Source organism: Streptomyces sp. NBC_00080, assembly GCF_045041255.1.
Lineage (GTDB): Bacteria > Actinomycetota > Actinomycetes > Streptomycetales > Streptomycetaceae > Streptomyces > Streptomyces coriariae.
This window is the reverse complement of sequence record NZ_CP108235.1, coordinates 233,262-258,871: the sequence shown is the minus strand read 5'-3', so window position 1 is coordinate 258,871 and position 25,610 is coordinate 233,262. Positions and strand designations below refer to the sequence as shown.

Here is a 25,610-nt window from a genome sequence, read left to right as displayed (position 1 = left end):
TGAGCCGCCTGAAACTGCACAAACGGGCGCCCCACTACCCGATCGATGGCTAAGGAACTTCGTCATGATGATGCCCAGCAGGGAGACGCTCTCCAGCAGTGGCGTGTCCGCAATCGCGTGGTTCCCGAAGCCGGCGATTCAATCGACCAGCCATGGCCGATCCGTCTGCCTTGTCGCCTTTCACGGTTCCGCCACTGCAAGGACGGTTCCCGGGTGCTGACCAATGCCTTGGGTGAGCTGGCACGTTGGTCGTTCCGGCATCGCCGGTCGGTACTGAGTCTGGCGGTCTTGCTGATCGTGGCGTGCGCCGCGCTCGGCTTCGGTACCGGAATCCGCTGGTCCAATGGGGGCTACACCGCCGAGGACACGGCGGCTGAACGTGCAGAGCATATGGCACGAAAGTTCGGCGCCGGCACAGCAGACCTGGTGTTGTACGCCCGGCCGGGACGGGCGGTCGTCTCCCCAGACGTCGCCGCACAAGGCCGTCAGGTGACAGAACTGGCCCAGCGGTCACCCGGAGTCCGCTCGGCGCTGTCGTACTGGACCACCGGGCTCGAGCCCCTCCGTTCGGCGGACGGCAAAGGCGCCCTGCTGCGGATCGACCTGGAGGGAGACGAGTCACAGGAAGCCAGGACGGCCAGCACTCTCGTGCCCGCCCTTCGCGCAGCGGCCCCCCGCTTGGCACTATCGGCCACCGGGCCGAGTTGGATCAACGTGCAAGGCACGACGCAGGCGCAGCACGACTTGCTTCGCTCTGAGTTGTTGGCCCTGCCGTTCATCACGGCTGTGCTCGTACTGGCTTTCGGTTCCCTCGGTGCCACATTGGTGCCCGTGCTCATCGGCGGACTGGCCGTGACCGGGTCGCTCGCGGCTCTGGCCGCCGCTACCCGGGTCTTCCCCGTGTCGGTGTTCGCCGCCAACTTGAGCGTCGCGCTCGGCTTCGGACTGGCCGTGGACTACGGCCTGTTCACGCTGTCCCGGTACCGCGAAGAACGGGCCCGGGGGCTCGGCGGCGAGGAGGCGGTCGTCGGAGCGATCCGCACGGCCGGCCGTTCGGTGATGTTCTGTGCGGTCACCATGATCTGGTGCATGGCGGCTCTCCTCGTCTTCCCGCTGGGCCTGGTCCGCTCGCTGGCCCTCGCCTCGATCGTCGTCGTCGTGTCCTGCGTGATCACTACACTGCTCGTTCTTCCCGCCCTGCTCGGAGCTCTCGGCGACCGGCTGGAGCGGTTCGACCCTTTCCGCTGGCTGCCCTGGCGGCGGTCGCCTCTGCAGGTATCGGTCAGCCCGACCTGGCGCCGCATCGCCGTGGCGGTGACCGGACGGCCGCTGCTCTGGTCGGGGATGGGAGCGGCCACGCTCCTGACCCTGGCGCTACCGGCCATCTGGTTGCGGCCGGCGTTGATGGACGAATCCATCCTGCCAGCCCAGGTGGAGGCACACGCGGTCGCCGACCGCGTCCGCGCGGACTTCCCGAACCCACCCGAGCGGCAGCTGACCGTCGTACTGCCGAAGACCGACCCGGGGGCGCGCTCGGCGGACCTGGACGCCTACGCCCGCCGTCTGGCTGAACTGCCGGGCCAGGCCGGGGTGAGCACTCTGGCAGGTGACTACGCCAAGGGGCGGCTCGTCAAGGCCCGCCAGACCGACCTGCCACACGGGACCGGAACGCTGCTGGTGGTCTTCGCCGCAAAGCAGCCCCAGTCCGCGTCCACGGCCGCTCTACTCAACAAACTGCGCGCCACGTCGGCACCCGGACCGGCCTATGTCGCGGGTGTCCCCGCCCAACTCGCCGACACAGCGTCGCAGATTCGCATCGCACTGCCCTGGTGGGCGGGACTGATGCTGGGTGGCACCCTCCTCGGCCTACTCGCATTCACCAGGAGCCTGGTCGTGGCGGTGAAAGCTGCTGTACTCGGTGGCCTGAGTATCACCGCCGCACTCGGTCTGATGGTCCTGTTCTTCCAGGACCTGGGTCTCCTCGGACCGCCAGCTGGCGGGGGCGACCCGTCGTTGGAGATCACCATGCCACTGCTGGCGAGCGCTCTCGCCTTCGGTCTCTGCGTGGACTACGAGGTCTTCCTCATCGCCCGGATGGCCGAGGAATGGCAGCGCACCCGCGAGAACACCGACTCCATCGTGTTCGGGATCGAGCGCACAGGCAGACTGTTCACCGCCGCTGCACTGGTCGTTGCCGTCAGCATGGGAGCGCTGGTGCTCTCCCGGGTCACCCTCCTGGTGGTGCTCGGTGCGACCATGGCGGCGGTCGTTGTACTGGACGCCACCGTAGTCCGCGGCGTCCTCGTCCCCGCCGTCATGCAGCTGGCCGGACGGGCCAACTGGTGGTCGCCCACACTGCGCCGCCGCGGCGCAGCGGCAACGGTGAGTCTGGAAGGCATCGATCACCGCGGTGCGGATGAGATCTGCGAAGCGGGTCGGCACACGGCCGGACAACAATGAGGACCTGGATCCTCAGGCGACGCCTTCCTCAACGTTGCCCTACGGCTGTGGATCCAGGAACTGACCCTGGCTGTCCACAGGTTGTCAGGAAGACCCGTGGCAAGGGGCTCCTCTGGCGCACGCTCTTCTCCCTGACGCTCCCTGCCGCAGAGCTGGCAGCATGTCCGGACGAAGGAGTCACTGGCCGCGGCAGTAGGCGGTCCAGGTGGGCTGCGCACGGAGGCCGTCGCATGGTCCGCAGCGCATCCAAGACAGGCGTCTTGGGGCCCCGGCCGGTTGCCGCATTCGGCGTCCGAGCCCATCTGTCTCTGGCTGAGCTGTCGCGGGGCAGCCGGGCCCTTCTGTTCCTCGCCACAGCCCTGGCATGGTGCTCGACGGGGGCGGGGCTGATTTTACCCTGGGTGATCATGGGCACGACCGCCGCCCTCACCCGCCGTGAGGCGGTCGGAGGACCGGTGCTCTGGCTCAGTGCCCTGGCCCTGGCCGCCGCCGGGTGCCAGGCAGGAAGCGGCTGGCTGCTCGCCCGGGCCGGCGAGGAGGTCGTGCTGCGGCTACGACGCCGGATCATCGACCACGTGATGAGGCTGCCACTGGCTTCCCTCCAGGCACAGGGAGCCGGTGACATCACAGCCCGCATCACGTCCGACTGCTCGCTCGTACGCGCCTGGGCGGAGGCCGCGCTGGTCCATCTCCCAGTCGCGGCGCTCGGTACGGCCGCCACCCTCACCACCATGGCCTGGCTGGACCCTACGCTGACCCTGCTAACCCTGGGCGCGTTCGCCGCCGCTGGGGTGCCACTGGTCGGCGTCATCGTGCGGACCAGGCGCGCGGCCACCGCCCAGCAAGCCGCCCTTGCAGACCTCGGGCAGCGGTTGTTCGCCACCTTGGCCGCATTCACACCCATCAAGGCGTACCGTCACGAGGCCATGGCGGCCGAACGGCTCGGACACACCGCAGCCCGCGTGAGCACCACATCGACCACCGCTGCCCGCCTTCAGTCGCTGATGGGTCCCTTGGTAGCACTGGGACAGCAGGTGGCCGTGGTTGCCGTCACCGTCGTCGCATCCCAGCAAATCACCGCCGGTGAACTGCCGAGCGCCACCTTCAGCGCCTTCTTCTTCCTCCTGCTGTATCTCACCTCGCCGATCACCGTTGCCGTACTAGGTATCGGACAGCTCCGCGCAGGACGTGCCGCACGAGCCCGCCTCACGTTCCTCCTCGGGCTCATGACCGAACCCGCCGGACCACCGCAGAGCTCTGTCCGTCCGGCAATCGCCACATGTCAGGAGGCCGTGAGCTTCCAACGCGTCAGCTTCACCTATGCAGGGGCGACGCCCACGCTCCTCAATCAGTCCTTCATCGTCCCCCGCACCGGTCTCACCGCCCTCATCGGGCCTTCCGGAGCCGGGAAATCGACGGTCTTCGCCCTGATCAGCCGCTTCATCGAAGCCGACGAAGGGTGCATCCGGATCCTGGGACAGGACATCAGTGCTTGGCGGCTTCCGGATCTGCGCCGCCACATCGCCTACGTCGACCAGAACGCCAGTGTGCTGGAGGGCACGATCCGGGAAAACCTGCAGATGGGCCGAGACCGCCCAATCCGTGAACAGGACCTGTGGGAGACATTGGAAACAGTGGGACTGCGCGAAGCCGTCCGGCAGCTTCCCCAGACACTCGACACGCACCTGGGTCGCGGCCGGGATCTGTCCGGAGGCCAGCGCCAACGCCTGGTGCTGGCTCGCGCGCTTCTCAGCGACGCCGTAGTCTTCCTGCTCGACGAGCCGACGTCCCAGCTGGACGACGCTGGCGAACAGCGAGTAATGGGCGCCTTGAACCATCTCGCCAAGACGCGTGCGGTGGTCATGGCCACCCACCGCCTGTCGTCCGTCCGCCACGCTCATCACACCGTCGTCATCACCCCGCCCGCACTCGACGGCAGGAACCTATCGGCTCCGCTCCCGGTCGGCATGGAGTGCGCTGAAGCGGGCGAAGAGCGCTTGCAGGACAGGACCAGCCCGGCCGGTGTCACCGCCATGCGCCAGACGATCCTCGAGGCGGGCGGTGCCGTGCGGCGACGCGGCCGCGCGCTCTGCCGCCCCGGCCAGGAAGCCGGAAGCCCACCGCACGTCCGCCCTTCACCGCCGCCGACCTAATAAAAGGCAGTTGGTAGAGACGGCGTAGGCGACGACGTCATGCGCACTGGAGCGCTGCCGGTAGGCGGAGCGTTGTCGGTCGGCGCCGGTCCCTTCGGTACGGAGGCGCTGCCACTGCTCGCGTACGACATCGCGTACCGGTGCTGCCGCAGAACCGGCGCCATTGTGCGCAACAGCCGTCCGACCAACCTGCTCTGGTCTGCCAAGAGTTTGTTGGCCAGCGAGCTACGAAGGTCGAACCCGTCGCAGACAGCCCCTCATCTACGCCAAGGGCCAGCGGGTTGCTGCTGAAACCCCTTCGAGAATCCGGGAACCTACCCACTTTGATCGGCATAGGGGTGAAGCCGGGCCCCGGCGGTGCCGTCGGCGAGCGTGCGCTGGGGCGTGGCCGGCTGGGCCGGGGTGGGGGCCGGGCCGGTCTGGCCGAGGAGGTCGAGGGCGGCCTGGGGGCCGTGGTCGCGGCGGGCGGCGGCCACCTCGTCCAGGTCCCAGGCCATCTCGCCGACGACGGTGCGGCGCGGGCCGCGGGCCTCGACGGTGCCTCGCACCAGCAGCAGGCCGGAGTGGAACACGGTGTGTGCGCAGGCTTCGTGGGAGTCTTCGAAGAAGGCGATGTCGACCAGGCCGGAGCCGTCCTCGAGCGTGGTGAAGATGACGCGCTTGCCGGACGGGATCGGCGGGGTCTGTGTGGAGGCCCGCACGCCTGCGACGAGAACCTTCTGCCCGGGCACCATGCGGCGCAGGTGGGCGGCGTCGGTCGCGCCGAGCTCTCGCAGCAGCCGGTGGGGGTGCTCCATCAGGTGCCGGCTCACGTCGATGGAGAGGGTGTCGAGTTCGGCGCCGAGCTTGTCGCGGCTGGTCATGTCCGGCAGCCCGCTCGGCTCGGCGGTCACCAGTTCGCCGCCCAGCGGCAGTTGCCCGTCGGTGGTGGTGCGGTTGCGGGACTGCCGGTGCAGTTCGGTGGCCTGCAGCAGCAGGTCCCGCCGGGTCAGGCCGGGGGGGAGGGCCTCGAGGGCGCCGATGCGGATCAGGCGCTGCGCGAGCGGCAGCGACGGGCGGGCCCGCAGCCACAGGTCCTGAAGCCCGGTGTGGGGCTGCGCGGCCACCAGGGGGGCGGTCTCCGCCTCGTTGATGCCCTTGATGGTGGAGAAGGCGAGCCGCACCGCCCAGCCCTGTTCGGTCTGCTCGACGCTGTGCTGGGCGTGGGAGTGGTTGACGTCGACGGGCAGGACGGGCACGCCGTGGCGGCGGGCGTCGGCGACGATGACCCGGCGCGGCCACATCCCCGGATCGTGCTCCAGCAGCCCTGCGTACAGATACGCCGGGAAGTGCGCCTTCAGGTAGACGGACTGGAGGGCGGGGACGGCGAAGGCGACCGCGTGGGCGCGGCAGAAGCCGCACGCGCCGAAGGAGGAGACGATCTCCCACACCTCGTCCAGGACGTCCTTGGTGTAGCCGCGTTGGCCGGCCGTGCGGCGGAACCAGGTCTCGACCTTCGGCAGCCGGTCGGGGTCGGCCAGGGCGATGTAGAGCGCGGGCATGCCGCCCTGCACAGGCCCCGGGCGGAAGAGGCTGATGTCGGCGACGACGTCCTGCATGTGCCGGAGCTGGAGGCGGCCCGCCAGGTCCTGCTGGCCAGGGCTCTCGAGCTGGAAGAGACCGATGGTGTCGGAGGCCCGGATCATCTCGAAGGCCCGCGGGTCGTTGAGGTCGACGTGGTCGGGATTGTCCAGGTCGAGCGCGCGGCCCGTCGTGCGGCGGATCTCGGCGACCGCGTACGCCATCGCCGACTGCATCCGCACGCCCAGCACGTCGAGCTTGAGCAGGCCGAGGTCTTCAACCATGCGACGAACTGGTCGAGATGGCGCCGTCGACACCAGGCCCGCTCACGCCGCTGTCACTACACACGGCGTGGTCACGCGGCCCGGCTCCTGCGGCCCGTCGACGGTCGCCGGCTGGACGGCGGGGAGCGGTATGCCCTGTCGAGCAGGATGCCGGCGGGTAGTTGCCAGTAGACGGCGGATCTCGGCCGGGGTGAGGTCCAAACGAACGCAGTCCGCTACGCCGATCCCGTACAGCACCGGCTGGCCGATGTCCTGGAACTCGTTCGCGGGACAGGCCGGGCGAACCCGCCCCTCACCCGGCACCATCCAGCTAAAATCCCCACGCTCAAGCCGTTGACCAGGACATACACCGAAGTCCGGCTGGAGTACTAGTCACCGACCGGCACCGCCTCGCGTTCTCCGAAGTCTTCTTCGTTCTGCCGGACAGGTGAGCCGACATAACCAGCCGCTCGCAGGCCGATCGGGGGCAGCCACTCGGAGCAGACCCTCGCTCGGCGCCACCGCAGGGGCCCACCCGCCGCTCCGATGCAGAGCGCTCAGCCCTCGGATCCCGAAGAACTGAGCATCGAAGTTGTCCGTCGGGGCCCGCGAGGTAGCGTCCGGATCATGGACACGAGGGCGGGTTGCTGCACGAGGCGGCGGGCCGCCTCGCTATGGGAGGGGCAGGACCGTGAGCTGGTACGTCTTGGTGGAACGACTTACTGGCTCTAACAAAAGCTGTTGATCATGTGACTGTTGGCTTGTCTGCTCGTTGGTCTGGTCGTGGGGAAACGCCAGTCGCGACCGTGGATCGTGTCGGATGAACTCTGGTCACTCATCGAGCCGTTGCTGCCCGAGCCGGCGCGGAAGCTGGTCGAGGGCAGACCTCGGGTGCCGGACCGCCAGGCGCTGTGCGGGATCCTGTTCGTCCTGCATACCGGCATCCAGTGGGAGTACCTGCCCCAGGAGCTGGGCTTCGGCTCGGGGATGACCTGTTGGCGGCGCCTGGCTGCCTGGAACGAGGCCGGCGTCTGGGATCAGCTGCATGTGCTGCTGCTGGAGAATTTGCGGTCGAAGGACCGGCTGGATTGGTCGAGGGCGGTGATCGACTCCTCGCATGTCCGCGCGGCCCGGCGGGGCCCAAAAGCGGACCCAGCCCGGTCGACCGCGCACGTCCGGGCAGCAAGCACCACCTCATCGTCGACGGGCAGGGCATCCCGCTCGCGGTGTCGCTGACCGGCGGAAACCGCAACGACGTCACCCAACTCGAGCCGCTGCTGGACAAGATTCCGGCCGTCGCGGGCCGGGCCGGCAGACCGCGCCGACGCGCTGCTGGCCAACCGTGGCTACGACCACGACAAGTACCGTCGCCTGCTCTGGCAGCGCGGGATCCGCCCCGTGATCGCGAAGCGAGGCGAGCCTCACGGCACCGGCCTGGGCATCTTCCGCTACGTCGTCGAGCGCACGATCGCCTGGCTCCACGGCTTCCGCCGCCTGCGCATCCGCTGGGAACGACGCGACGACATCTACGAAGCCTTCCTCGGACTCGCCGTCTGCCTGATCACCCACCGCCACGTCCAACGGCTTTGTTAGGGACAGTAATGGCCCCTTCGAACTTGATCGTCTGAGACTGGAACTGTCCGACACGCCAGCGTGAAGCCCCCCGCCGTGTGTGCCTCGCCCTCCCGTGATCCTCAGGCGCGGGCAGGATGGCGACCGGCCACGTAGTCGGACCAGTTCTCGCCGGCCAAGGCTGCGAAGCGTTCCGCTGTTCTCGGCTGGATGCCGATCAGGTCGGAGATCAGCACCGGTGGCAGGTCGGCTAGCGCTTGCACCATGGCGGTGTTCCGGGCTGCGCGGGTGGGCAGGCTGCAGCGCTTGAGTTTGTCGGCCAGTCACGCGGGGTTGCGAGGGCGCCCGGGAGTGCGGCCCGGCAGGATGAATGTGCTGGCTTCGCTGCTGTGCCGGGATCCGTCGTTGAGGTGGTCGTCGATGGGCGGGCGAGCTTCGGCCGCATGCTGCCCGAGCACGTTGGGTCGCGGCGCGCGCCCGTACAGCCCGTCCGCCATCATCGCCGCCGTCCCGCCGCCGGTCTCTTCGCGGGCTGCCCGACCACCACCAGCGTCCCGGACCAGGCGTCCCGCCCCGCCGCCAGCGCCTGGGCCGCGCCGGTCAGCCAGGTCACGTGCAGGTCGTGTCCGCAGGCGGGCATCACGCCGGGGGTCTCGGAGGCGTACGGCAGTCCGGTCGCCTCCTGGACCGGCAGCGCGTCCATGTCGGCGCGCAGCAGGACCACGAGCCCGTCCCCGTTGCGGCACCCCGGCGACTTCGGTGCCGCCGATGCCCCTGGGCGGTGTCGCACCCCGCCTTCCCCAGCCGTTCGGCGAACTGCGCGGCCGTGCGGTTAGCCTGGCCGGAGAGCTCGGGGTGGCGGTGCAGGGCCCGGTAGAGGTCCTCCAGGTGGGACCGGGAGGTCGGCGGTGAGGTCCAGCGCGGTACGGGCCGCGGTGGAGGTCATGGAGGGCAATCCCTGCCGGGGCCCGCTGTGGAACCTTTTCCGGGGCGAGGCCGTTTCCGGGGTGAGATCGATCAGACGAGTACCGAGGTGATGGCAGTGGCACTGTTCGACCGGCTCAAGGACCAGGCCAAGAGCTTGCAGCAGCAGGCGCAGGGCGGGCGCGGCACGACCGGGGGGCATGGTTCGCAGAGCGGTTCGCGCACGGGCTCGCACGGTGGATCCCGCGCCCAGCTGGTCGGCCTGCTGAAGAACCAGCTCGGCTCGATCAAGACCGAGCTGAAGAGCGGTGCCTACCGGGACGCGAGCATGGCGATGTGCGCGCTGGTCGCGGCGGCGGACGGCCATGTGGACGCGTCCGAGATGCAGCAGATGGAGTCGATGATCCTCAGCAACGAGGTGCTGCAGAACTTCCCGCCGGAGCAGCTGCGTCAGCGCTTCCACAAGCACGTGGAACAGCTCACCCGTAACTTCCCGCAGGGGAAGGCCGAGGTGATGCAGGACATCGCCAAGGCCGCCAAGAAGCCGACCGAGGCCCGCGCGGTGATCCAGACCGGCATCGTCATTGCCGGCGCCGACGGGCACTTCTCACAGGCGGAGCAAATGGTCCTCCAGGAGGCCTGCGCGGCACTGGGGCTGAACCCCGCGGAGTTCCAGCTCTGACAGCTCGACAGCTCTGACAGGGAAGCGGTCGCCGACGCAGGGGGAGTGCGTCGACTGCCGCTGGAGCGGGCCCGAGCGCGGCATTTAACCCTGCCTGCCATGTCACCTGGAAAGCCAGCACTGGCCGCGTCGGCTGCGGCGAACGCCGCGAGTGCGCACTCCTCGGCATCGGACAGAGACCGGCCATATCCCTCGAGCAGGGCGGTGCGCAGCTCAGAGTGGCCCGGCGCAGCGAACCGGGCCCGCTGGTCCGCGACTTCGCCAAGCCCGCCACCTCTGTGTGCAGTTCGTTTGCGGGTGAGTGGGGCTGGAATCGGCATGGCGAACCTCTGGGGAGCGAGTTGAGGCCGGCCGCGGACATGACCGGGGGCCCCGCCCGTAAGCGTCGCAGAGGTCAAGGGCGGCGGCCGATCGGGAGATCGAAGCGCGCGTGGTCGATCAGGACACCCGCGTCGGTGTGTTCGCCCAGCAGGGCACGGGCCCGCTCCTCGAACTCGTTCAGCCGGTTGCCGAACAGGGGACGGGAAGCGAAGGACGTCGAGTACAGGTAGCCGATGACCGTCTGCACGGTCCAGTGCCGCGCGACGAGAATGGTGTGTTCCTCGACTTCGGTGAACGCGGACTCGGCGAGGATCTCCCGATAGGGACGGTCGTGAACTGCGTAGATCTTGTCCTTGCCTGCCCGGCGTTCGCTGCCGGTGCACTCCTGGATCAGGGCCCGCAGGGCGTCCGTCCATGCCGAACGGGCCGTCCAGAGGCTGCCGTCCCCCATGACGACGACCGTGGCGTCCTTGGCCGTGCAGCCGTCTAGCAGGGACAGCACCGCCGGCTGGTCCATCCAGTGGAACGCGCGGCAGATGGTGACCATGTCGGCGGCCCAGTCGGCGTAGGGCGGGACGAACACCGCGGCTGGCTTGTTGTGCAGACGGATCGTCGTGTTGGGCATCCCGGCCAGGGTTTTGTCGGCTTCCGCGAGCATGCCCGGATCCCGTTCGACGACGTCGATCTCGGCGAAGGCGGCGTGCAGGGCGGCGGCACCTGCCCCGTTCCCGATCCGAGATCGAGGAGGATCGGGTGCCGCTTGCGGGTGACCGTCTGGCTGAGTAGGCGGACGGCTGCCTCGGGGATGCCGGGCCGATAGGCGGCGTAGTAGGGGGCGATGCCAGCAAATTCGCTCATGATGGTGTCCTTTGCGGTGGTGAGGGGCGAGGTGTTCAGACCGTGTTCCGGTCTGTGCCACTGACCCAGCACGTGGAGCTCTTCTGTTGGCGTTGAGGGCACTACCCTGCGGTGGTCATGCAGCCTGCTTGCGGGTTATACCGCGCAGTGGCTGCGGCAGACCTGACAGATCGGCGGCGCGCCCACCCCTTCCCGGGGGTGGGCGCGCCGCCTGGTGCTTGAACACGCCCGCCGCAGCCGTGCCCGGCCCGCGCGACGGCGCGGCGCTGGCCCAGCTCGTCGGCGACGCCCTCGCCCACGCCGACACCGAGGACGCCGCGGAGGTCAGAGCCATCACCGACGCCATGGTGCGCCTGCTGATCGGCGCACCGCTGCACTCCGACGGCAAGCTGACCATCGTCTCCCTGGCCACCGAAGCCGGACTGCGCCGCAACAAGCTCACCCACAGGCACACCGGCCTCAAGGACCTGTTCTACGCCCTGGTCAAGGCCCGCACCCCCGTCCCCGACGTACTGCCTGACTCCGCGCGGGCCCGCGCGGTCAAGCAGCAGCAGGACCTGGCCCGCCGCCGCGCCGAACGCGACGACCTGCGCGGGCAGGCGCAGCTCCTGGCCCGGATCGTCCACGTCCTGGAGATTGAGAACAGCAAGCTCAAGGAGACCAAGGCCGCCCTGGAGCAGCAGGTGGCCGCCCGGGCCCTGGTGCCCGACCTCGCCCGCCGGAGGCGCCGGCCCTGACCCCGGCGTCAACGCCGAGCGGCGGCACCCGCCCGGGTGCCCCCGCTCCAGGTGGTGGTCAGTCGGCGTCCTGCTCCGCGGGCGAGCCGACGTTCTGAGTGGCGGCCCAGGAGGCGAGGAGGCGCAGTCCCTCTTCGTGGGCCGAGCCGGGTTCGGCGGTGTAGACAGTGAGGGTGAGACCGGGTGCGGCGGCCATCTCAAGGCCCTCGTAGGCGAGGGTGAGGTCGCCGACGGTGTGATGGTGGAAGCGTTTGGTGCCGGTGCCGTGGTGGCGGACGTTGTGGGCGCCCCAGCGGGTGCGGAACTCGTCGCTGCGGGTGGACAGCTCGCCGACGAGGTCGTGGAGGTCCTTGTCGTGGGGGTTGCGGCCGGCTTCGGTGCGCAGGATGGCCACGGCGACGTCGGCGGCCTGGTCCCAGTCGAGGTAGAAGCGCCGGGAGGCGGGGTCGAGGAACTGGAATCGGGCCAGGTTGGCCTGGTTGCCGGTCGTGGCGTAGACGTCGTCGTAGAAGGCCCGGGCGAGCTGGTTGACGGCCAGTAGGTCCATGCGGCCGTTGCGGACGAAGGCCGGGCCGGCGGTGACGGCGTCCAGGACCCACTGCAGGCTGCGGTGCGCCTTCCACTGCGCGGCGCGGCGCCGCGGGCGGATTAGGGCGTCGGAGCCGTCGGCGGCCTGCGCCAGGTTCAGCAGGTGGGCTCGTTCGGCGTCGTCGAGCCGGAGGGCGCACGCGACAGCTTCGAGGACGGCCGGGGAGACACCGGCGAGGTTGCCGCGCTCCAGCTTGGCGTAGTACTCCACGCTGACATCGGCGAGCGCGGCGACCTCGCTGCGACGCAGGCCCGGTACCCGTCGGCGGCTCCCGGAGGGCAGGCCGGCCTGCTCGGGAGTGATCTTGGCTCGCCGCGAGGTCAGGAACTCGCGGACCTCTGCTTGGTTGTCCACGCCTTCGACGGTACGTCCCGCCCGCGTCCATAGGGATGTACCGGCAGTACACCCTTTGATGGTGTCTCGCTCCCCGTGCCAAGAGCGGGTTACCTGGATGACGTGGTGCTTTTCGCCCGGTCATCACGACGGGATCTGGCATCTGACCCTGCACTCGGCGACGGCCCCGGCACCCGGGAGTCATACGCCTCGGCACGCGAAGGAAGCTCTCTCATGCGCGGAGCAATGATCTACGCCCCCGGCGACATCCGTTTCGAGTCCCTGGAGGACCCGAAGCTGCTCCACCCCAGCGACGCGATCATCCGTACGGCCGTCACCTGCGTCTGCGGGTCCGATCTGTGGCCCTACCGGGGTGCGGAGCCGATCGGCGACCCGCATCCGATGGGCCACGAGTACGTCGGCTTCGTGGAGGAGGTCGGCTCCGAGGTCACCTCGGTGAAGCCGGGGCAGTTCGTGGTCGGCTCCTTCGCCACCTCCGACAACACCTGCGCGAACTGCCGAAACGGCTTCCAGTCCAACTGCCTGCACCGCGAGTTCATGTCTACCTGCCAGGCCGACTACGTGCGCATCCCGAACGCTCAGGGCACCCTGGTCGCCACCGAGGAGGTGCCGGGCGAGGAGTTCTGGCCGGGGCTGCTGGCCGTCTCCGATGTCATGGGCACCGGCTGGTGGGCCGCGGATGCCGCCGAGGTGAGGCCCGGCTCGACCGCCGTGGTGGTCGGCGACGGCGCGGTCGGCCTGTGCGCCGTGATCGCGGCGAAGGAGATGGGCGCGGAGCGGATCATCGCCATGTCCCGCCACGAGAGCCGGCAGAAGCTCGCCCGGGAGTTCGGCGCCACCGACATCGTCACCGAACGCGGCGACGCGGGAGTCGAGGAAGTCAAGGAACTGACCGGCGGCATCGGCGCCGACAGCGTGCTGGAGTGCGTCGGGACCGCCCAGTCCATGAGCCAGGCCCTGCACTCCGCACGGCCCGGCGGCAACGTCGGCTTCGTCGGCGTCCCGCACGAGGTCGCCGTCGACGGGCAGGAGCTGTTCTTCTCCCACGTCGGCTTGCGTGGCGGCCCTGCCCCCGTGCGCCGCTACCTGCCCGACTTGGTCAACCGCGTCATGGAGGGCCGGATCGACCCGGGCAAGGTCTTCGACCTCACCCTGCCCCTGGACCAGGTCGCCGAGGGCTACCGGGCGATGGACGAGCGCCGCGCCATCAAGACCCTCCTCAAGCCCTGACCTGCCTCCACCGCGCAAGGAGCACTCCGTGCAGATCACCCGCAGCTCGGTCGACACCGCCAAGGGCCCGGCCGACTGGTTCATCGGCGACGTCTACATCGACGCCGTCGCCGCCGCCCCCGCACCGTCCCGGGTCACCGCCAACCTGGTCCACTTCATGCCCGGGGCCCGCACCCACTGGCACCGCCACCCGCTGGGTCAGACCGTCTTCGTCACCGAGGGCGTCGGCCTGTGCCAGCGCCGTGGCGGCCCGGTGGAGGTCATCCGGCCCGGCGATCGTGTGCTGTTCGAGGCCGATGAGGAGCACTGGCACGGTGCCGCTCCGAACCGGCTGATGGTCCACGTGGCCATCAACGAGGGCGACGACGACCACGCCGTCGTGCACTGGCTGAACCCGGTCACCGACGACGAGTACACCGCCGCCCCGGCCACCGACTGAACGAGGAGAACCACCGTGACCACCTTCGCCCTCGTCGGCGCCGGGCCGGGCCTGGGTCTGGCCGCCGCCCGCCGCTTCGGCGCCGCCGGCCACCGCGTCGCCCTTCTCTCGCGCAGCGTCCAGCACCAGGACAACCTGGTGGCCGAGCTGGACCGGGACGACGTCCACGCCCGCGGATTCACCGCCGACGTCCTCGACCCCGCCTCCCTCACCGCGGCCCTGCAAGAGGCCGCCGACACACTGGGACCGATCGAGATCCTCCAGTTCAGCCCCGTGCCCCGCGGCGACTTCATGAAGCCGGTCCTGGACACCGGTGCCGCCGACCTGGACGACCCGCTGGGCTTCTCCGTCAAAGGCCCGCTCACCTGCGTGAACGCGGTTCTGCCCGGGATGCGGGAGCTGGGCCGGGGCACGCTGCTGTTCGTCAACGGCGGCAGCGCCGTCCGCCCGAACCCGCAGGTGGCCGGCACCTCGATCGCGTTCGCCGCCGAGAGCGCCTACGTGGCGATGCTCCACACCGCGCTCGCCGACGAGAACATCCACGCAGCCCAGCTCATCGTGCCCGGCGCGATCCGCCCGGACGCCGAGCGCTCAAGCCCCGAGGCGCTGGCTGAGCTGCTGTACGGCCTGCACACCGACCGTGGCGGCTTCCGCCACTACGCCGAGCCCATGCCCGACCCGCAGGACGGCACCCCCTGACCCTCGCCCTTCGCCGGGCCCTGACCGCCACCGCCGCCACCGGCACGCTGCTACTGGGCGCGACCGCCTGCTCGAAGGACTCACCCGAACAGGCCCCCGCCACGACCTCCGCCTCGTCCTCCGCCCCGGCTTCGGCGTCGGTGGGCCCGTCCGGATCAGACAGGAGTACTCCGATGGACATCCGCGTCACCCTCGACGGCCGGCCCGTCGACGCGGCCCTGAACGACAGCTCCGCCGCCCGCGACTTCGCCGAGCTGCTCCCGCTCACCTTGGACCTGGAGGACTTCCACGCCACGGAGCGGGTCGCCGATCTGCCGCGCAAGCTGACCACCGAGAACGCCCCCGCACCGGTCGCGGCCAAGGTCGGTGACATCGCCTACTACGCCCCCTGGGGCAACCTGGCCCTCTTCTACCAGGACGGGCCCGCGCCTTCCGCCGACCTGCTCATCCTCGGCCACCTCGACGTCAGCGCCGACCAGCTCGGCAGCGCGACACGCATCACCATCGAAGCCGCCTCCTGACCCCCCAGAGGAAGAGAAGTACCCCTATGCCTTCCGCAGCCAGCACCCGAGCGGGCAAGCTGCCCCTCGTCGTGTGGGTGCTCGCCGCCGGCACGTTCCTGATGGGCACCACCGAGTTCGTCATCGCCGGACTGCTCCCCGAGATCGCCGGTGACCTCGGCACCAGCGTCTCCCACGCCGGCCTGCTGATCACCGCCTTCGCGATCGGCATGATCGTCGGCGGGCCGACCATGGCCCTGACCACCCTGCGCCTGCCCCGCCGCCTGACCCTCGTCGCGGCCCTCGCGGTCTTCGCCCTCGGGCACGTCGTCGCCGCGCTCAGTTCCTCCTTCACCGTCGTCCTGGCCGCCCGGGTGATCACCGCGCTGGCCACCGGCGCGTTCTGGGCCGTCGGCTTCGTCATCGTCACCACCGCCGCCGGCCCCACCCGCGCCACTCGCGCGGTGGGCGTCATGATGGGCGGTCTGACCCTGGCCAACGTCGTCGGCGTGCCGGTTGGCTCCTTCGTCGGCCAGTACACCGGCTGGCGCGGCCCCTTCTGGGCCCTGGCCCTCCTGGCCGCGCTCGCGGCGGTGTTCGTCGGCCGGTTCATCCCCGCCACGCAGCAGCGGGCCGAGGTGTCGGTCCGGGCCGAGGTCGGTGCCCTGCGGCAGGGCCGGCTGTGGCTGGCGCTGGCCGCCGCCGTCCTGATCATGGGCGGGGTCCTGGCCACCTACACCTACATCACCCCGCTGCTGACCGACCGCGCCGGTATCCCGGCCGGGGCCGTCCCGCTGGTCCTGATCGTCTTCGGGCTCGGCGCCCTGGGCGGCACCGCCCTTGGCGGCTGGCTCGGCGACCGTTATCCGATGGCCACCACCATCACCGCCGCCGTCGTAACCGCCCTGGCCCTGTTCCTGCTGATCCCGCTGTCGACCGGCCCGGTCACCGCCGTGGCCCTGGTCTTCCTGATGGCGCTGGCCGGGTTCACCGTCAACCCGGTTGTCACCTCTCTCGCCGTCCGTTTCGCCGGCGACGCCCCCACCCTGACTTCGGCGCTGACCACCTCTGCCTACAACACCGGCATCGCCGCCGGCTCCGCCCTTGCCGCAACGGCCCTGGACTCCTCCCTCGGCCTGACCGGACCGGCCCTGGTCGGCGCCGTCTCCGCCACCCTCACCCTCCTGCCGCTCATCGCCCTCGCCCTCACCGGCACCCGGCGCCAGGCCCGGATTGTCGCCCAGCGCACCACCCTGGCCCCCGTACAAGGCGACGAGAGGGCACCGGCGTCCTCCAGGCACTGACGCACGTCACCATCCGTCCCCCCAGATGTCGACGGGAGCAGCACGACATGAACCCCACCTACGACTTCACCGGCCAGGTCGCCTTCGTCACCGGCGCCTCCTCCGGCATGGGACTGGCCGCCGCCCGCGCCTTCGCCGAAGCCAGCGCCGCAGTCGGCCTCGCCGACATCGACGAGGTAGCGGTCACCACGGCGGCGAAGGAACTCACCGACGCCGGCCACCAAGCCCTCGCCCTGGTCTGCAACGTCACCGACGAGGACCAGATCGCCACCGCCGTCGACCGCACCGTTCAGACCTTCGGACGGCTCGACATGGCCTACAACAACGCCGGGATCATGCCCCCGCCCACCGACGCCGCCGATGAGAGCGCCGAGCAGTTCGACCACGTCCAGGCCGTCAACCTGCGCGGCATCTGGGCGAGCATGAAACACGAACTGCGCCAAATGCGCGCCCAGGGCAGCGGCACCATCGTCAACTGCTCCTCCCTCGGCGGCCTCGTCGGCAACCCCGGCCGCGCCGCCTACCACGCCACCAAACACGGCGTGATCGGCCTGACCAAGAGCGCCGCCCTCGAATACGGCTCACGCGGCGTCCGGATCAACGCCGTCTGCCCCGGCACCATCGCCACCCCCATGGTCGACGCCATGATCGACGGCGGAGAACTCGACCGCGCCCAGGCCGAAGCCGGCCAGGCCATCGACCGGCTCGGCACCGCCGACGAGATCGCCCACGCCGTCCTGTGGCTGTGCAGCCCGGGCTCCAGCTATGTCACCGGCATTGCTCTGCCTGTCGACGGCGGCTACACCGCCCAGTGACTCGGCCAGCACTCGGGAGCCCATCACCCTGATACCGTCATCGACCAAGCGGCAACACGCGAGAACCGTCCGCAGAAGCGGTGAGCGCCGCGGTGGCGTACGTTGCGGGCACCGGTCGCGACCAGGGCTTCCCGGAGCCGGACGGCCCGGTTGCAGCCAGCCCGCGGCACCGGCGCTCCGAGCGCGATGAGCTGGGCTTCTGCATATTCGTGGCCCTGCTCCTGGCGGCGGACCTTCTGTGCCGCCCGGTCGGAAGCGCGCGGGTTCCTAGAATCCCGACTCCTGGCAACGCCGAACCCGCACGCGACACCGTGGTCAAGTGCGGTGTCGTGTGCGGGTTCTGGAGCTGTGTGCCCCTCGCGACTCGTGTGGCAGCGCCTCAGGGGACGGCGAGAACGATCTTTCCGTGAGCCTGGTGGGAGCGGAGCCGTTCGGCGGCCTGCGCGGCGGTGTCGATGGTGAGGGTGGAGTCGATCAGGGGGCGTACGCGACCGTCTGCGACGGCGGGCAGCAGCTGCTCGCCCGCGGCGGCATTGACGGCGCCGAGTTCGGCGGGCCGGGTGAAGCCGAAGGACACCCCCGCGACGCGCAGGTGGCGGTAGGACAGGGAGTCCAGGTCGATGGTGGATTCGGCCGTGTCGAGGCGGCCGATGTTGACCACGGCGCCGTCGACGCGGGTAGCGGGAAGACGCGCGGCGAAGGCGGGACCGCCGACGTGGTCCAGAGCGACGTCGACACCTTCGCCTCCGGTGGCGTCGAGGACGGCCCCGGTGAGGTCCTGCCCGCCGGGGACCACGACGGTGTCGGCACCGGCTCGCTCCAGCAGGTCCTGCTTGGAGGCCGAGCGGGTGGTCACGATGACCTGGCCGGCGCCGAGGGCCTTGGCGATCTGCACGCCGATCAGGCCGATGCTGGAGGTGGCCCCGGTGATCAGCACCGATTGCCCGGCTCGGAAACCGCCAGTCATGAGCGCTCCGTGTTCGGTGAGCAGGCCGGTGGGCAGCGCGCACGCGACGTCGTAGTCGAGGTGGTCGGGTACGGGCAGAACGTGGCGGTGGTCGGCGAGGACGTACGGGGCGAAGCTGCCCGGGATCGTGCCCATCACCCGGTCCCCGACAGCGAGGGTGGTCACGTTGTCGGCCTCGAAGACGACCCCGTCGCGGGTGCCGACCAGGGCGACGCCGGCGATGACGTGCAGGGTCTGGCCGACAGCGTGGTGGTGCCAGGCGGGGCGGGCGCCGGGGGCGAAGCGGACCATGTTGGCGCGCAGGCGGGAGGGTTCCTGACCGGCGTGGATGACGTCGAACCAGACGTCGCCGTTGAACCAGTCCTCGGTCCCTTGCCGGTCGGCTTCGGGGTGACGAACTCCGCGGGGTGCTCCTTGCTTTCGTGCGGGCGAGGTGAGGGGGAAGTCGGGTCAGCGTTCCAGCATGGCCAGGCCGGCTTCGGTGTGGGTGTCGCCGGCGGCCGGGGGGAGGGTGGAGAGCTTGGCCAGGACCTCGTCGCTGAGCTGGAAGCTGTCGGCGGCGGTGTTCTCCTCGACGCGGGTGACTCGCTTGGTGCCGGGGATGGGGGCGATGTCGTCGCCCTGGGCGAGGAGCCAGGCGATGGCGACCTGCGCGGGTGTGGCGCCGGCCTGGGCGGCGATGGTCTGGACTTCGTCGGCGAGGGCCAGGTTGCGCTGGAAGTTCTCGCCGGTGAAGCGCGGGTTGCCGCGCCGGAAGTCGCCTTCCTCGAAGTCGTTCTCGTTGCGGACGGTGCCGGTGAGGAAGCCGTGGCCGAGCGGGGAGAACGGCACCAGGCCGATGCCCAGCTCGCGCGGGACGGGCAGGACGCGGACCTCGATGCCGCGGGCCCGCAAGAGCGGCGGAAAGAGAACCCCCAGACTCTTCATCCATCCACGAATTGCAAAATTCTGCAATTCACTACATGCTGTATTGGCTGTGTCCGCAGGCACGGCACCAGACGACACACCCGCGACATCGGGGTGGTGAAGGGAGTCCCAGGCCCGTGCCGGTTCCGCTGTATCAGGCCAAAGCCGAGTTCTTCCGGATGCTCGGGCATCCGGTCCGCATACGCGTACTGGAGCTGCTGCAGGGCGGGCCGATGCCGGTACGCGACCTACTGACCGCGATCGAAGTGGAGCCCTCGGCGCTCTCGCAGCAGCTGGCAGTGCTGCGCCGCTCGGGCATCGTTACCTCGGCCCGTGATGGCTCGACCGTGGTGTACGAGCTGGCGGGCGGGGATGTGGCGGAGCTGATGCGGGCCGCGCGGCGGATCCTGACCGAGATGCTGGCCGGGCAGAACGAACTCCTGGAAGAGCTACGGGAAGCCGAGGTCGCGGCTTCGTGAGTACGTTCCTCACCCGGGCCGTGGGCCGGGTGCGCTCCCTATTGCCTGCCCGCGCCGACTTCGCGGTCATGGCCCGCAACCCGCGCCGGGACCTGCTCGCCGGCCTCACCGTCGCGATCGTGGCGCTGCCGCTCGCGCTCGGCTTCGGCGTTTCCTCCGGGCTCGGCGCCGAAGCAGGACTTGCGACCGCCGTGGTGGCGGGCGCCCTCGCCGCACTGTTCGGCGGCTCCAACCTCCAGGTCTCCGGCCCCACCGGCGCGATGACGGTCGTGCTCGTGCCGATCGTCGCCCAGTACGGGCCCGGCGGGGTGCTGACCGTCGGGCTGATGGCCGGTGTCCTGCTGATCGCGCTCGCGCTGCTGAAGGCCGGCCGCTACATGCGATACATCCCCGCACCGGTGGTGGAGGGCTTCACCCTCGGCATCGCCTGCGTGATTGGCCTCCAGCAGGTACCAAATGCGCTCGGGGTGGCCAAGCCGGAGGGCGACAAGGTCCTGGTGGTCACCTGGCGCGCGATCGAGGAGTTCGTACGGACACCGAACTGGACCGCCGTGATCCTGGCCGTCGCCGTGGCGGCGGTGATGCTGCTGGGGGCCCGATGGCGGCCCACCATCCCGTTCTCCATCGTCGCGGTCATTGCTGCGACCCTTGCCGCCCAGTTGTTCCACTTGGACGCGGCCGCCCCGATCGGGGACCTGCCCTCCGGTCTGCCTGCCCCTTCACTGGCCTTCCTTGATTTGTCCGCGGTGGGTTCGCTGCTCGCCCCGGCCGTCGCGGTCGCCGCGCTGGCCGCGCTGGAGTCGCTGCTGTCGGCCACGGTCGCGGACGGCATGACGGTGGGCCAGAAGCACGACCCGGACAAGGAGCTGTTCGGGCAGGGCATCGCCAACCTGGCCGCCCCACTCTTTGGCGGCGTCCCGGCCACCGCGGCGATCGCCCGGACCGCCGTCAACGTCCGCACCGGCGCGGGCTCCCGGCTGGCCGCGCTCACCCACGCCGCCGTCCTCGCGGTCATCGTGTTCGCCGCCGCCCCGCTGGTCTCCAAGATCCCCCTCGCCGCCCTGGCGGGGGTGCTGCTGGCGACCGCGATCCGGATGGTCGAGGTCGGCGCGCTGCGGGCGATGGCCAGAGCGACCCGCTCGGACGCGATCGTCCTGGTCCTGACGGCCGTCGCCACGCTCGCCCTGGACTTGGTCTACGCGGTGATCATCGGCCTGGTCGTGGCCGGCGCCCTGGCGCTTCGGGCCGTCGCCAACCAGGCCCGGATGGATCAGGTCGACTTCAAGGCCGACCTGCCCGGCGAGCACAGTAAGGAGGAGCATGCGCTGCTCGCGGAGCACATCGTCGCCTACCGGATCGACGGGCCGCTGTTCTTCGTCGGCGCCCACCGTTTCCTCCTGGAACTGAGCGAGGTGGCCGACGTCCGCGTGATGATCCTGCGCATGTCGCGGATCACGACAATGGATGCCACCGGTGCCCTGGTCCTCAAGGACGCGGTGGAGAAACTCAACCGGCGCGGCATCGCCGTGCTGACCTCCGGGATACGCCCCGGCCAACGCCAAGCCCTGCAGTCGGTCGGCGCGCTGGACCTGCTCCAGATGGAGGGCCGGGAGTACGCCACCACGCCGGAGGCCATCGCCGGGGCGCGCGCCCACCTGCACCGGGCCGGGGTGCTGCCCGCCGCTCCTGTCACCGAAGAGGTTTCGCGATGACCACTCCCTCCCGCCGCATGATCGAGGTGCCCGGCAGCGAGGCGCTGTGGCTGCTCGAAGGCGCCGCCCGGGGGAGCCTGGTCTATGTCCGGCGCGAGATCCCGGTCGTCCGCCTGGCCGTCCACATCCTTGAGTACGGGCGTCTGATCGTCCGTGCGCCCGCGCAGGCCGCCGCTCTGTCCTGCCGGCCGTCGCTCACCTATCACGCGGAGGAGATCACGACGGCGGGCGGCTTCGGCTGGACTGTGACCGTCACGGGCCCGGCCGAGGTGATCACCGATCCGGACGAGGCCGCGCACTACCGTCGCACGCTGCCCGGCTGGGCTCACGGCCCCCACGACACGCTGGTGCGCATCCGCCCGCAGACGGTGACCGGGTTCCGCCTGGCCCACGCCGAGGCCGCCCGGTGAGCGCCCAGCTGGAAACCTTGCCCCTGCGGCATGTGCTGACGCTGCCCGCGATGGGCTCAGCGGTGCGGATCGCCCGCGAAGCCACCGAGCAGATCCTGGCCGAGTGGGGCATCAGCCGACGCCATCCCACCGTGGATCCGGCGCTGCTGATCCTGTCCGAGCTGGTCGCCAACAGCGTCCAGCACGCCGCGGCCTTGTCCCCGAACGTCACCGTGATCTACGCGGCCGGTGCGGACACGTTCGCGTTCGCCGTGCACGACCGTCATCCCTACCAGCCCGCCCTGTTCGCCGCGGTGACGGGAACGGGCGGCGGTGGTCTGGGCACCGTCATGGAGCTGACCCTGGGCCTGGGTGGCACCGCCGTGATCCGCGGCGACGCGGACGGCAAGGGCAAAAGCATCTGGATCACCCTCCCCCTGTGAAAGATCGAGGCAGCAGCGGATGACCATAGAGTGGCGCTACACCACCCACCCCAACCTGGGTGTTCTCTCCCTGGCCGGGCACCTGGGCCCCGACGCGGTCGCCCGGTTCACCGGCGCAGTCGGCTGGGTCCTGGCCCGCGGTACCGGCCCGGTCATCCTGGACCTGACCGAACTGCGCGGCTGGTCGGTCGGCGGCCAGATGGCCGTGACCCAGGCCGCCCGCCAACTCGCCGACGAGGGGCGGCGCCTGGAACTCGCCGCGATCCCCGCGGACGGCTCCCTCGTTCCCGACGGCACCCATCCGCCGATCCCCGTGCACTTGGACCTGCCCGCAGCCCTCACCGCCCACCAGGCGGTTGCCGGGGAGCAACGGCAGTGGTGCAGCGACGCGTGGCCCGGCGCGCACACGGCGGTACCCCAGGGCTTGATGTAAGAGATGCACAGCAACGAACAAGGCAAGGAAACACAAACACCATGAGCGATGCGACCGAGATGCTGCCGCCGTGCCCCGAGTGCTCCAGCGCGTACGCCTACGAGATGGGCGCGTTGCTGGTCTGCCCCGAGTGCGGCCACGAGTGGTCGCCCGCAGCCGCCGAAAGTGTGGGCGGCGGCGCCGAGGCCGGGGTGATCAGGGACGCGGTCGGCAACGTGCTCACCGACGGCGACACGGTCACCGTGGTCAAGATCCTGAAGGTCAAGGGCAGCCCGTCCGGGATCAAGGCAGGCACCAAGGTGCGCAACATCCGCCTCGTGAACGGGGTGGACGGCCACGACATCGACTGCAAGGTCGACGGGTTCGGCCCCATGCAGCTCAAGTCCAGTGTGGTCAAGAAAGCCTGATCCAGCGGCCCGTCGGCGTATCGCGGGCTGAGCACAGGCCCAGGTGGTCCCGTCCTCGCCGGAGGACGGGACCACCTTGTCTGTCCGGGGCCGGGCGCTTACTCGCGGTCCGCCTCCAGGGCGTTCAGCGCGGAGTCCAGGTCGGCATGCACGGTGATCGGGATCAGACTATTCGCGGTCAGGGTGCGGATGGGCAGGGCGCCCACCCCGCACAGAGCCAGCGGATGGGAGCGGCCCGACAGACGGCGGGCCAGGTCCAGGACCGCGGCCTCGCCCTCCGGGCTCCAGCCGAGCAGCCCGCCGACCTCCAGGACAAGAGGGCCGCCGGCGCGGGCCAGCACCCAGCCGATGGCGCCGGTGAAGCGGCCGGTGCCATCCACACCGAGGTTGCCGGCCAGGTGCATGACGCCCGCGCCACGCCGTTCCTCGTAGTGCCAGCCGAAACTCATGGCCGCCTTCGCTCTGCTGGTCAACGCTCGCCGTGGGCGGGCTTGATGGCGCGGGCCGTGCTTGGGGTCTGCCCGCTGTAGGTGCCCAGGACGCCCATGCGGAACAGGCGGTCGTGGCCGCAGCGCGGGCAGTTGCCGTCCTCGCCGACCGCCGCCGGCAGGCACTTGAGACGGCAGGCCGGGCACTTCAGGAGGGCTCCGTTTGAGCCGAGCAGTCGTGGGATACGCACCGAACCTCCCTCTCGCGGCTTGTCGAATTGCTAATCTTAGCAATTCCCGAGGTCATCACGCGGGCGTGAGGGCGCGAGGATGTCCCCATGGCGAAGAGTTTTGGGTGGATGCGATGCATGGTGCACGCACGTCAGCGGCCGTCCGGTACCCCGGCGGCCCCTACGGGCGCGGGGTGGGCGCGGTGAGCACGCCGCTGTACCAGCTGAAGGCAGAGTTCTTCAAAACCCTCGGCCACCCGGTACGGATCCGCGTGCTGGAACTCCTCAGCCAGCGCGAGCACGCGGTCTCCGAAATGCTCGGTGAGGTGGGTGTCGAAGCGGCCCACCTCTCCCAGCAGCTGGCCGTGCTACGCCGGGCCAACCTCGTTACCCCCCGTCGGGAGGGCTCGGCGGTGTACTACTCGCTGGCCAATCCCCAGGTGGCGGAGCTGCTGCGGGTCGCGCGGACCATCTTGTCCGGGGTGCTGGCGGGCCAGGCCGAACTGCTGGCCGATCTTCAGGCCGCCGAACCCGACGCTGCACACCGGCGACGCCGGTCGTCCTAGAAGATCGACTTCCCTGATCGGCGGCCGTCTCCCAACGGAACCTTTTCCGCGCTCTGGACAGCGGGGAGACGGCCGCTCCCCATCCTGTCTCGTCCGCGGCCAGCTCTGTGGCCAGCTCGTACGGCACCAACCGGCCCAGCATCGCGGCCAGTTCGACCTCCAGCAGGCGGATGGTCGGCGCGGTGCAGTCTCTGTGACGTTCTCTCTTCGCGCTTTGACTCGCTCGGGCCGCGTTCACTTGTTGGCGGGTTGGCCGAGGTAGAACAGCAGCCAGACGCATCCCGCGAACAGGTGGGTACCGAAGATGTAGAAGAAGGCGCGCAGGGCAACGCCCCGTTCCTTCCAGCTCTCGATGTCCCGCTCACCCTCGGCCGGAGCAGGATCCTTCGCGCCCTGGGTGTCGTCGCTCAAGCTGTGCCTCCCGGCGTGGCCGTTTTCGGTGTCCTCCTGCGGTTCGGCGGCGGGCTGGTGCAGGCGCACGCGCACCTTCACCCCGTGCCGGCCGGCCCAGGCAAGGAGCGCCTCGACCTCGGCGGCGTCGGCGGTGTGGGTGACGTGGTCGCCGTCCGCGTCCAGGCAGGTGATCTCAAAGCGCACCGACGTGGCCTGGAGTCAGCGGCCACGGCCGTACGCGGGACAGGAGCAGCGGCATCCTGCCGGGCCAGTCGATTCCGCCCTCGCGTGCGAGGCGGCGGAGCTGCACAGGACATGTCCCGCATGAGCCGGGACCGACGGACCGGCGCCCGAACCCGCCCCACTGCTGACGGCCGGTCAACGCCTCGAACAGCGCTGCAAAATGCCTTGGCTGCCACCCGCACTGGTGCTGGCAGTGTCAATACTCCGAAGGAGAGAGGGTGGTTCCCCTGCCCCGGGTGGAGGCTGCACTGTCTCGACCAGCGGATACTGAGTGCCCAAGCCTGCGTGTCTGGTTGAGAGCTGATGTGCTGGCGATCTTCCGCTTCTACTCAGACGAGGAGATCGATTTCGACGTTGATCTGCGCGAGTTGCAGGGGTCGGAGCGACTTGAACTGTTCTGCGGCTTCTTGCGGGAGATCGGGCGGCGGTTGGGTAAGCCGGTGCTGACGCATCCGGAGGGTGCCCATGGTCATCCAGTGCTCGGATTCGATGTCGAAGCAGATCGAGTCGTACTCCTTGCGGAGCCACTGGTCAGGTGACTGCGGCTGAGGGCC

Annotated in this window: 24 protein-coding genes and 5 pseudogenes; 19 read left to right on the top strand and 10 right to left on the bottom strand. The window is 70.1% G+C overall.

Annotated elements, in window-relative coordinates; all coding sequences use genetic code 11:
• Positions 1-45 precede the first annotated feature (45 nt).
• Both OHU34_RS01260 and OHU34_RS01255 read left to right on the top strand, forming a co-directional pair.
• Positions 46-2,460, top strand: coding sequence for an MMPL family transporter (locus tag OHU34_RS01260; RefSeq protein WP_142270892.1), 2,415 nt, complete (start codon positions 46-48; stop codon positions 2,458-2,460).
• Positions 2,457-4,613 carry an ABC transporter ATP-binding protein gene (locus OHU34_RS01255; protein WP_405764135.1) on the top strand — a complete coding sequence of 719 codons (2,157 nt, stop codon included), beginning with the start codon at positions 2,457-2,459 and terminating at the stop codon, positions 4,611-4,613. Before OHU34_RS01260 ends, OHU34_RS01255 begins: the two co-directional genes overlap by 4 nt.
• Before the next feature lie 314 nt (positions 4,614-4,927).
• Here the strand turns inward: OHU34_RS01255 and OHU34_RS01250 are convergent.
• Positions 4,928-6,454 (bottom strand): annotated as a pseudogene (locus OHU34_RS01250) (DNA polymerase III subunit alpha); the annotation flags it as partial.
• Positions 6,455-7,219: 765 nt separating this feature from the next.
• Here OHU34_RS01250 and OHU34_RS01245 point away from each other — a divergent pair.
• A pseudogene (locus tag OHU34_RS01245) lies at positions 7,220-8,029 on the top strand (IS5 family transposase).
• Positions 8,030-8,130: 101 nt separating this feature from the next.
• Here the strand turns inward: OHU34_RS01245 and OHU34_RS01240 are convergent.
• Both OHU34_RS01240 and OHU34_RS01235 read right to left on the bottom strand, forming a co-directional pair.
• Positions 8,131-8,274, bottom strand: coding sequence for a hypothetical protein (locus OHU34_RS01240; RefSeq protein ID WP_230193546.1), 144 nt, complete (start codon positions 8,272-8,274; stop codon positions 8,131-8,133).
• A 171-nt stretch (positions 8,275-8,445) separates the two neighbouring features.
• Positions 8,446-8,954, bottom strand: a pseudogene (locus tag OHU34_RS01235) (M20/M25/M40 family metallo-hydrolase); the annotation flags it as partial.
• Positions 8,955-9,050: 96 nt separating this feature from the next.
• Here OHU34_RS01235 and OHU34_RS01230 point away from each other — a divergent pair.
• Positions 9,051-9,614 (top strand): tellurite resistance TerB family protein, encoded by a 564-nt coding sequence (locus tag OHU34_RS01230; protein WP_142270882.1) that lies wholly within the window; start codon positions 9,051-9,053, stop codon positions 9,612-9,614.
• Positions 9,615-10,008: 394 nt separating this feature from the next.
• Here the strand turns inward: OHU34_RS01230 and OHU34_RS01225 are convergent, their stop codons facing one another.
• Positions 10,009-10,593 (bottom strand): class I SAM-dependent methyltransferase, encoded by a 585-nt coding sequence (locus tag OHU34_RS01225; protein ID WP_405764134.1) that lies wholly within the window; start codon positions 10,591-10,593, stop codon positions 10,009-10,011.
• A gap of 418 nt (positions 10,594-11,011) precedes the next feature.
• Between OHU34_RS01225 and OHU34_RS01220 the strand changes: the two genes are divergently transcribed.
• A complete protein-coding gene (locus OHU34_RS01220) occupies positions 11,012-11,530 on the top strand; it encodes a hypothetical protein (protein WP_405764132.1) in 519 nt (172 codons plus the stop codon).
• A gap of 58 nt (positions 11,531-11,588) precedes the next feature.
• On the opposite strand, the gene OHU34_RS01215 is transcribed toward OHU34_RS01220, so the two are convergent.
• Positions 11,589-12,473 (bottom strand): helix-turn-helix domain-containing protein, encoded by an 885-nt coding sequence (locus tag OHU34_RS01215; RefSeq protein WP_142270881.1) that lies wholly within the window; start codon positions 12,471-12,473, stop codon positions 11,589-11,591.
• A 213-nt stretch (positions 12,474-12,686) separates the two neighbouring features.
• Here OHU34_RS01215 and OHU34_RS01210 point away from each other — a divergent pair, with 213 nt between their 5' ends.
• From OHU34_RS01210 to OHU34_RS01185, 6 genes are all read left to right on the top strand, one after another.
• Positions 12,687-13,703 (top strand): zinc-dependent alcohol dehydrogenase family protein, encoded by a 1,017-nt coding sequence (locus OHU34_RS01210; RefSeq protein WP_405764130.1) that lies wholly within the window; start codon positions 12,687-12,689, stop codon positions 13,701-13,703.
• 28 nt (positions 13,704-13,731) lie between these two features.
• Positions 13,732-14,142: a cupin domain-containing protein gene (locus OHU34_RS01205; protein ID WP_405764129.1), complete on the top strand. Its 411-nt coding sequence runs from the start codon at positions 13,732-13,734 to the stop codon at positions 14,140-14,142.
• Positions 14,143-14,157: 15 nt separating this feature from the next.
• Entirely contained in the window at positions 14,158-14,841 is a 684-nt protein-coding gene (locus tag OHU34_RS01200; protein ID WP_142270878.1) for an SDR family oxidoreductase, read from the top strand.
• A 173-nt stretch (positions 14,842-15,014) separates the two neighbouring features.
• Positions 15,015-15,362, top strand: coding sequence for a cyclophilin-like fold protein (locus tag OHU34_RS01195; protein WP_142270877.1), 348 nt, complete (start codon positions 15,015-15,017; stop codon positions 15,360-15,362).
• Positions 15,363-15,388: 26 nt separating this feature from the next.
• Complete coding sequence (locus tag OHU34_RS01190) at positions 15,389-16,645, top strand: MFS transporter (RefSeq protein WP_405764128.1); 1,257 nt, start codon at positions 15,389-15,391, stop codon at positions 16,643-16,645.
• Positions 16,646-16,692: 47 nt separating this feature from the next.
• Positions 16,693-17,460 carry an SDR family NAD(P)-dependent oxidoreductase gene (locus OHU34_RS01185; RefSeq protein WP_405764127.1) on the top strand — a complete coding sequence of 256 codons (768 nt, stop codon included), beginning with the start codon at positions 16,693-16,695 and terminating at the stop codon, positions 17,458-17,460.
• A gap of 379 nt (positions 17,461-17,839) precedes the next feature.
• On the opposite strand, the gene OHU34_RS01180 is transcribed toward OHU34_RS01185, so the two are convergent.
• Positions 17,840-18,718, bottom strand: a complete 879-nt coding sequence (locus OHU34_RS01180) for a zinc-binding dehydrogenase (RefSeq protein WP_405764126.1) — start codon at positions 18,716-18,718, stop codon at positions 17,840-17,842.
• A gap of 159 nt (positions 18,719-18,877) precedes the next feature.
• A pseudogene (locus tag OHU34_RS01175) lies at positions 18,878-19,321 on the bottom strand (aldo/keto reductase); the annotation flags it as partial.
• Between the two features lie 149 nt (positions 19,322-19,470).
• Here OHU34_RS01175 and OHU34_RS01170 point away from each other — a divergent pair.
• Genes OHU34_RS01170 through OHU34_RS01145 form a run of 6 tightly spaced genes read left to right on the top strand, consistent with a single transcriptional unit; the run spans position 19,471 to position 23,196 of the window.
• Positions 19,471-19,812, top strand: coding sequence for a metalloregulator ArsR/SmtB family transcription factor (locus OHU34_RS01170; protein ID WP_142270873.1), 342 nt, complete (start codon positions 19,471-19,473; stop codon positions 19,810-19,812).
• The gene (locus tag OHU34_RS01165; protein ID WP_142270872.1) at positions 19,809-21,524 is read left to right on the top strand and encodes a SulP family inorganic anion transporter; all 1,716 of its coding nucleotides are present in this window, start codon (positions 19,809-19,811) and stop codon (positions 21,522-21,524) included. Before OHU34_RS01170 ends, OHU34_RS01165 begins: the two co-directional genes overlap by 4 nt.
• Positions 21,521-21,934 carry a pyridoxamine 5'-phosphate oxidase family protein gene (locus tag OHU34_RS01160; RefSeq protein WP_142270871.1) on the top strand — a complete coding sequence of 138 codons (414 nt, stop codon included), beginning with the start codon at positions 21,521-21,523 and terminating at the stop codon, positions 21,932-21,934. The genes OHU34_RS01165 and OHU34_RS01160 overlap by 4 nt, the downstream gene beginning before the upstream one ends.
• Positions 21,931-22,356, top strand: coding sequence for an ATP-binding protein (locus tag OHU34_RS01155; RefSeq protein WP_405764125.1), 426 nt, complete (start codon positions 21,931-21,933; stop codon positions 22,354-22,356). Before OHU34_RS01160 ends, OHU34_RS01155 begins: the two co-directional genes overlap by 4 nt.
• Before the next feature lie 19 nt (positions 22,357-22,375).
• The gene (locus tag OHU34_RS01150) at positions 22,376-22,789 is read left to right on the top strand and encodes an anti-sigma factor antagonist (RefSeq protein ID WP_142270869.1); all 414 of its coding nucleotides are present in this window, start codon (positions 22,376-22,378) and stop codon (positions 22,787-22,789) included.
• Between the two features lie 41 nt (positions 22,790-22,830).
• Positions 22,831-23,196 carry a zinc ribbon domain-containing protein YjdM gene (locus OHU34_RS01145; RefSeq protein WP_142270868.1) on the top strand — a complete coding sequence of 122 codons (366 nt, stop codon included), beginning with the start codon at positions 22,831-22,833 and terminating at the stop codon, positions 23,194-23,196.
• 98 nt (positions 23,197-23,294) lie between these two features.
• On the opposite strand, the gene OHU34_RS01140 is transcribed toward OHU34_RS01145, so the two are convergent.
• Positions 23,295-23,645 carry a hypothetical protein gene (locus OHU34_RS01140; RefSeq protein ID WP_405764124.1) on the bottom strand — a complete coding sequence of 117 codons (351 nt, stop codon included), beginning with the start codon at positions 23,643-23,645 and terminating at the stop codon, positions 23,295-23,297.
• 20 nt (positions 23,646-23,665) lie between these two features.
• A complete protein-coding gene (locus tag OHU34_RS01135; protein ID WP_142270866.1) occupies positions 23,666-23,875 on the bottom strand; it encodes a hypothetical protein in 210 nt (69 codons plus the stop codon).
• A gap of 182 nt (positions 23,876-24,057) precedes the next feature.
• On the opposite strand from OHU34_RS01135, the gene OHU34_RS01130 reads away from it, so the two are divergent.
• The gene (locus OHU34_RS01130) at positions 24,058-24,420 is read left to right on the top strand and encodes an ArsR/SmtB family transcription factor (RefSeq protein WP_405764123.1); all 363 of its coding nucleotides are present in this window, start codon (positions 24,058-24,060) and stop codon (positions 24,418-24,420) included.
• A gap of 234 nt (positions 24,421-24,654) precedes the next feature.
• Here OHU34_RS01130 and OHU34_RS01125 read toward each other — a convergent pair whose 3' ends face one another.
• Entirely contained in the window at positions 24,655-25,017 is a 363-nt protein-coding gene (locus OHU34_RS01125) for a DUF6126 family protein (protein WP_142270864.1), read from the bottom strand.
• A gap of 227 nt (positions 25,018-25,244) precedes the next feature.
• On the opposite strand from OHU34_RS01125, the pseudogene OHU34_RS01120 reads away from it, so the two are divergent.
• Positions 25,245-25,595: pseudogene (locus tag OHU34_RS01120) on the top strand (hypothetical protein); the annotation flags it as partial.
• Between the last annotated feature and the right edge of the window lie 15 nt (positions 25,596-25,610).

Coding starts and splice junctions, on each gene's coding strand:
- OHU34_RS01260 (WP_142270892.1), top strand. CDS start 46: ATGGCTAAGGAACTTCGTCATGATGATGCCCAGCAGGGAGACGCTCTC.
- OHU34_RS01255 (WP_405764135.1), top strand. CDS start 2,457: ATGAGGACCTGGATCCTCAGGCGACGCCTTCCTCAACGTTGCCCTACG.
- OHU34_RS01240 (WP_230193546.1), bottom strand. CDS start 8,274: ATGGTGCAAGCGCTAGCCGACCTGCCACCGGTGCTGATCTCCGACCTG.
- OHU34_RS01225 (WP_405764134.1), bottom strand. CDS start 10,593: ATGCTCGCGGAAGCCGACAAAACCCTGGCCGGGATGCCCAACACGACG.
- OHU34_RS01210 (WP_405764130.1), top strand. CDS start 12,687: ATGCGCGGAGCAATGATCTACGCCCCCGGCGACATCCGTTTCGAGTCC.
- OHU34_RS01195 (WP_142270877.1), top strand. CDS start 15,015: ATGGACATCCGCGTCACCCTCGACGGCCGGCCCGTCGACGCGGCCCTG.
- OHU34_RS01190 (WP_405764128.1), top strand. CDS start 15,389: ATGCCTTCCGCAGCCAGCACCCGAGCGGGCAAGCTGCCCCTCGTCGTG.
- OHU34_RS01185 (WP_405764127.1), top strand. CDS start 16,693: ATGAACCCCACCTACGACTTCACCGGCCAGGTCGCCTTCGTCACCGGC.
- OHU34_RS01180 (WP_405764126.1), bottom strand. CDS start 18,718: ATGGTCCGCTTCGCCCCCGGCGCCCGCCCCGCCTGGCACCACCACGCT.
- OHU34_RS01160 (WP_142270871.1), top strand. CDS start 21,521: ATGACCACTCCCTCCCGCCGCATGATCGAGGTGCCCGGCAGCGAGGCG.
- OHU34_RS01150 (WP_142270869.1), top strand. CDS start 22,376: ATGACCATAGAGTGGCGCTACACCACCCACCCCAACCTGGGTGTTCTC.
- OHU34_RS01145 (WP_142270868.1), top strand. CDS start 22,831: ATGAGCGATGCGACCGAGATGCTGCCGCCGTGCCCCGAGTGCTCCAGC.
- OHU34_RS01140 (WP_405764124.1), bottom strand. CDS start 23,645: ATGAGTTTCGGCTGGCACTACGAGGAACGGCGTGGCGCGGGCGTCATG.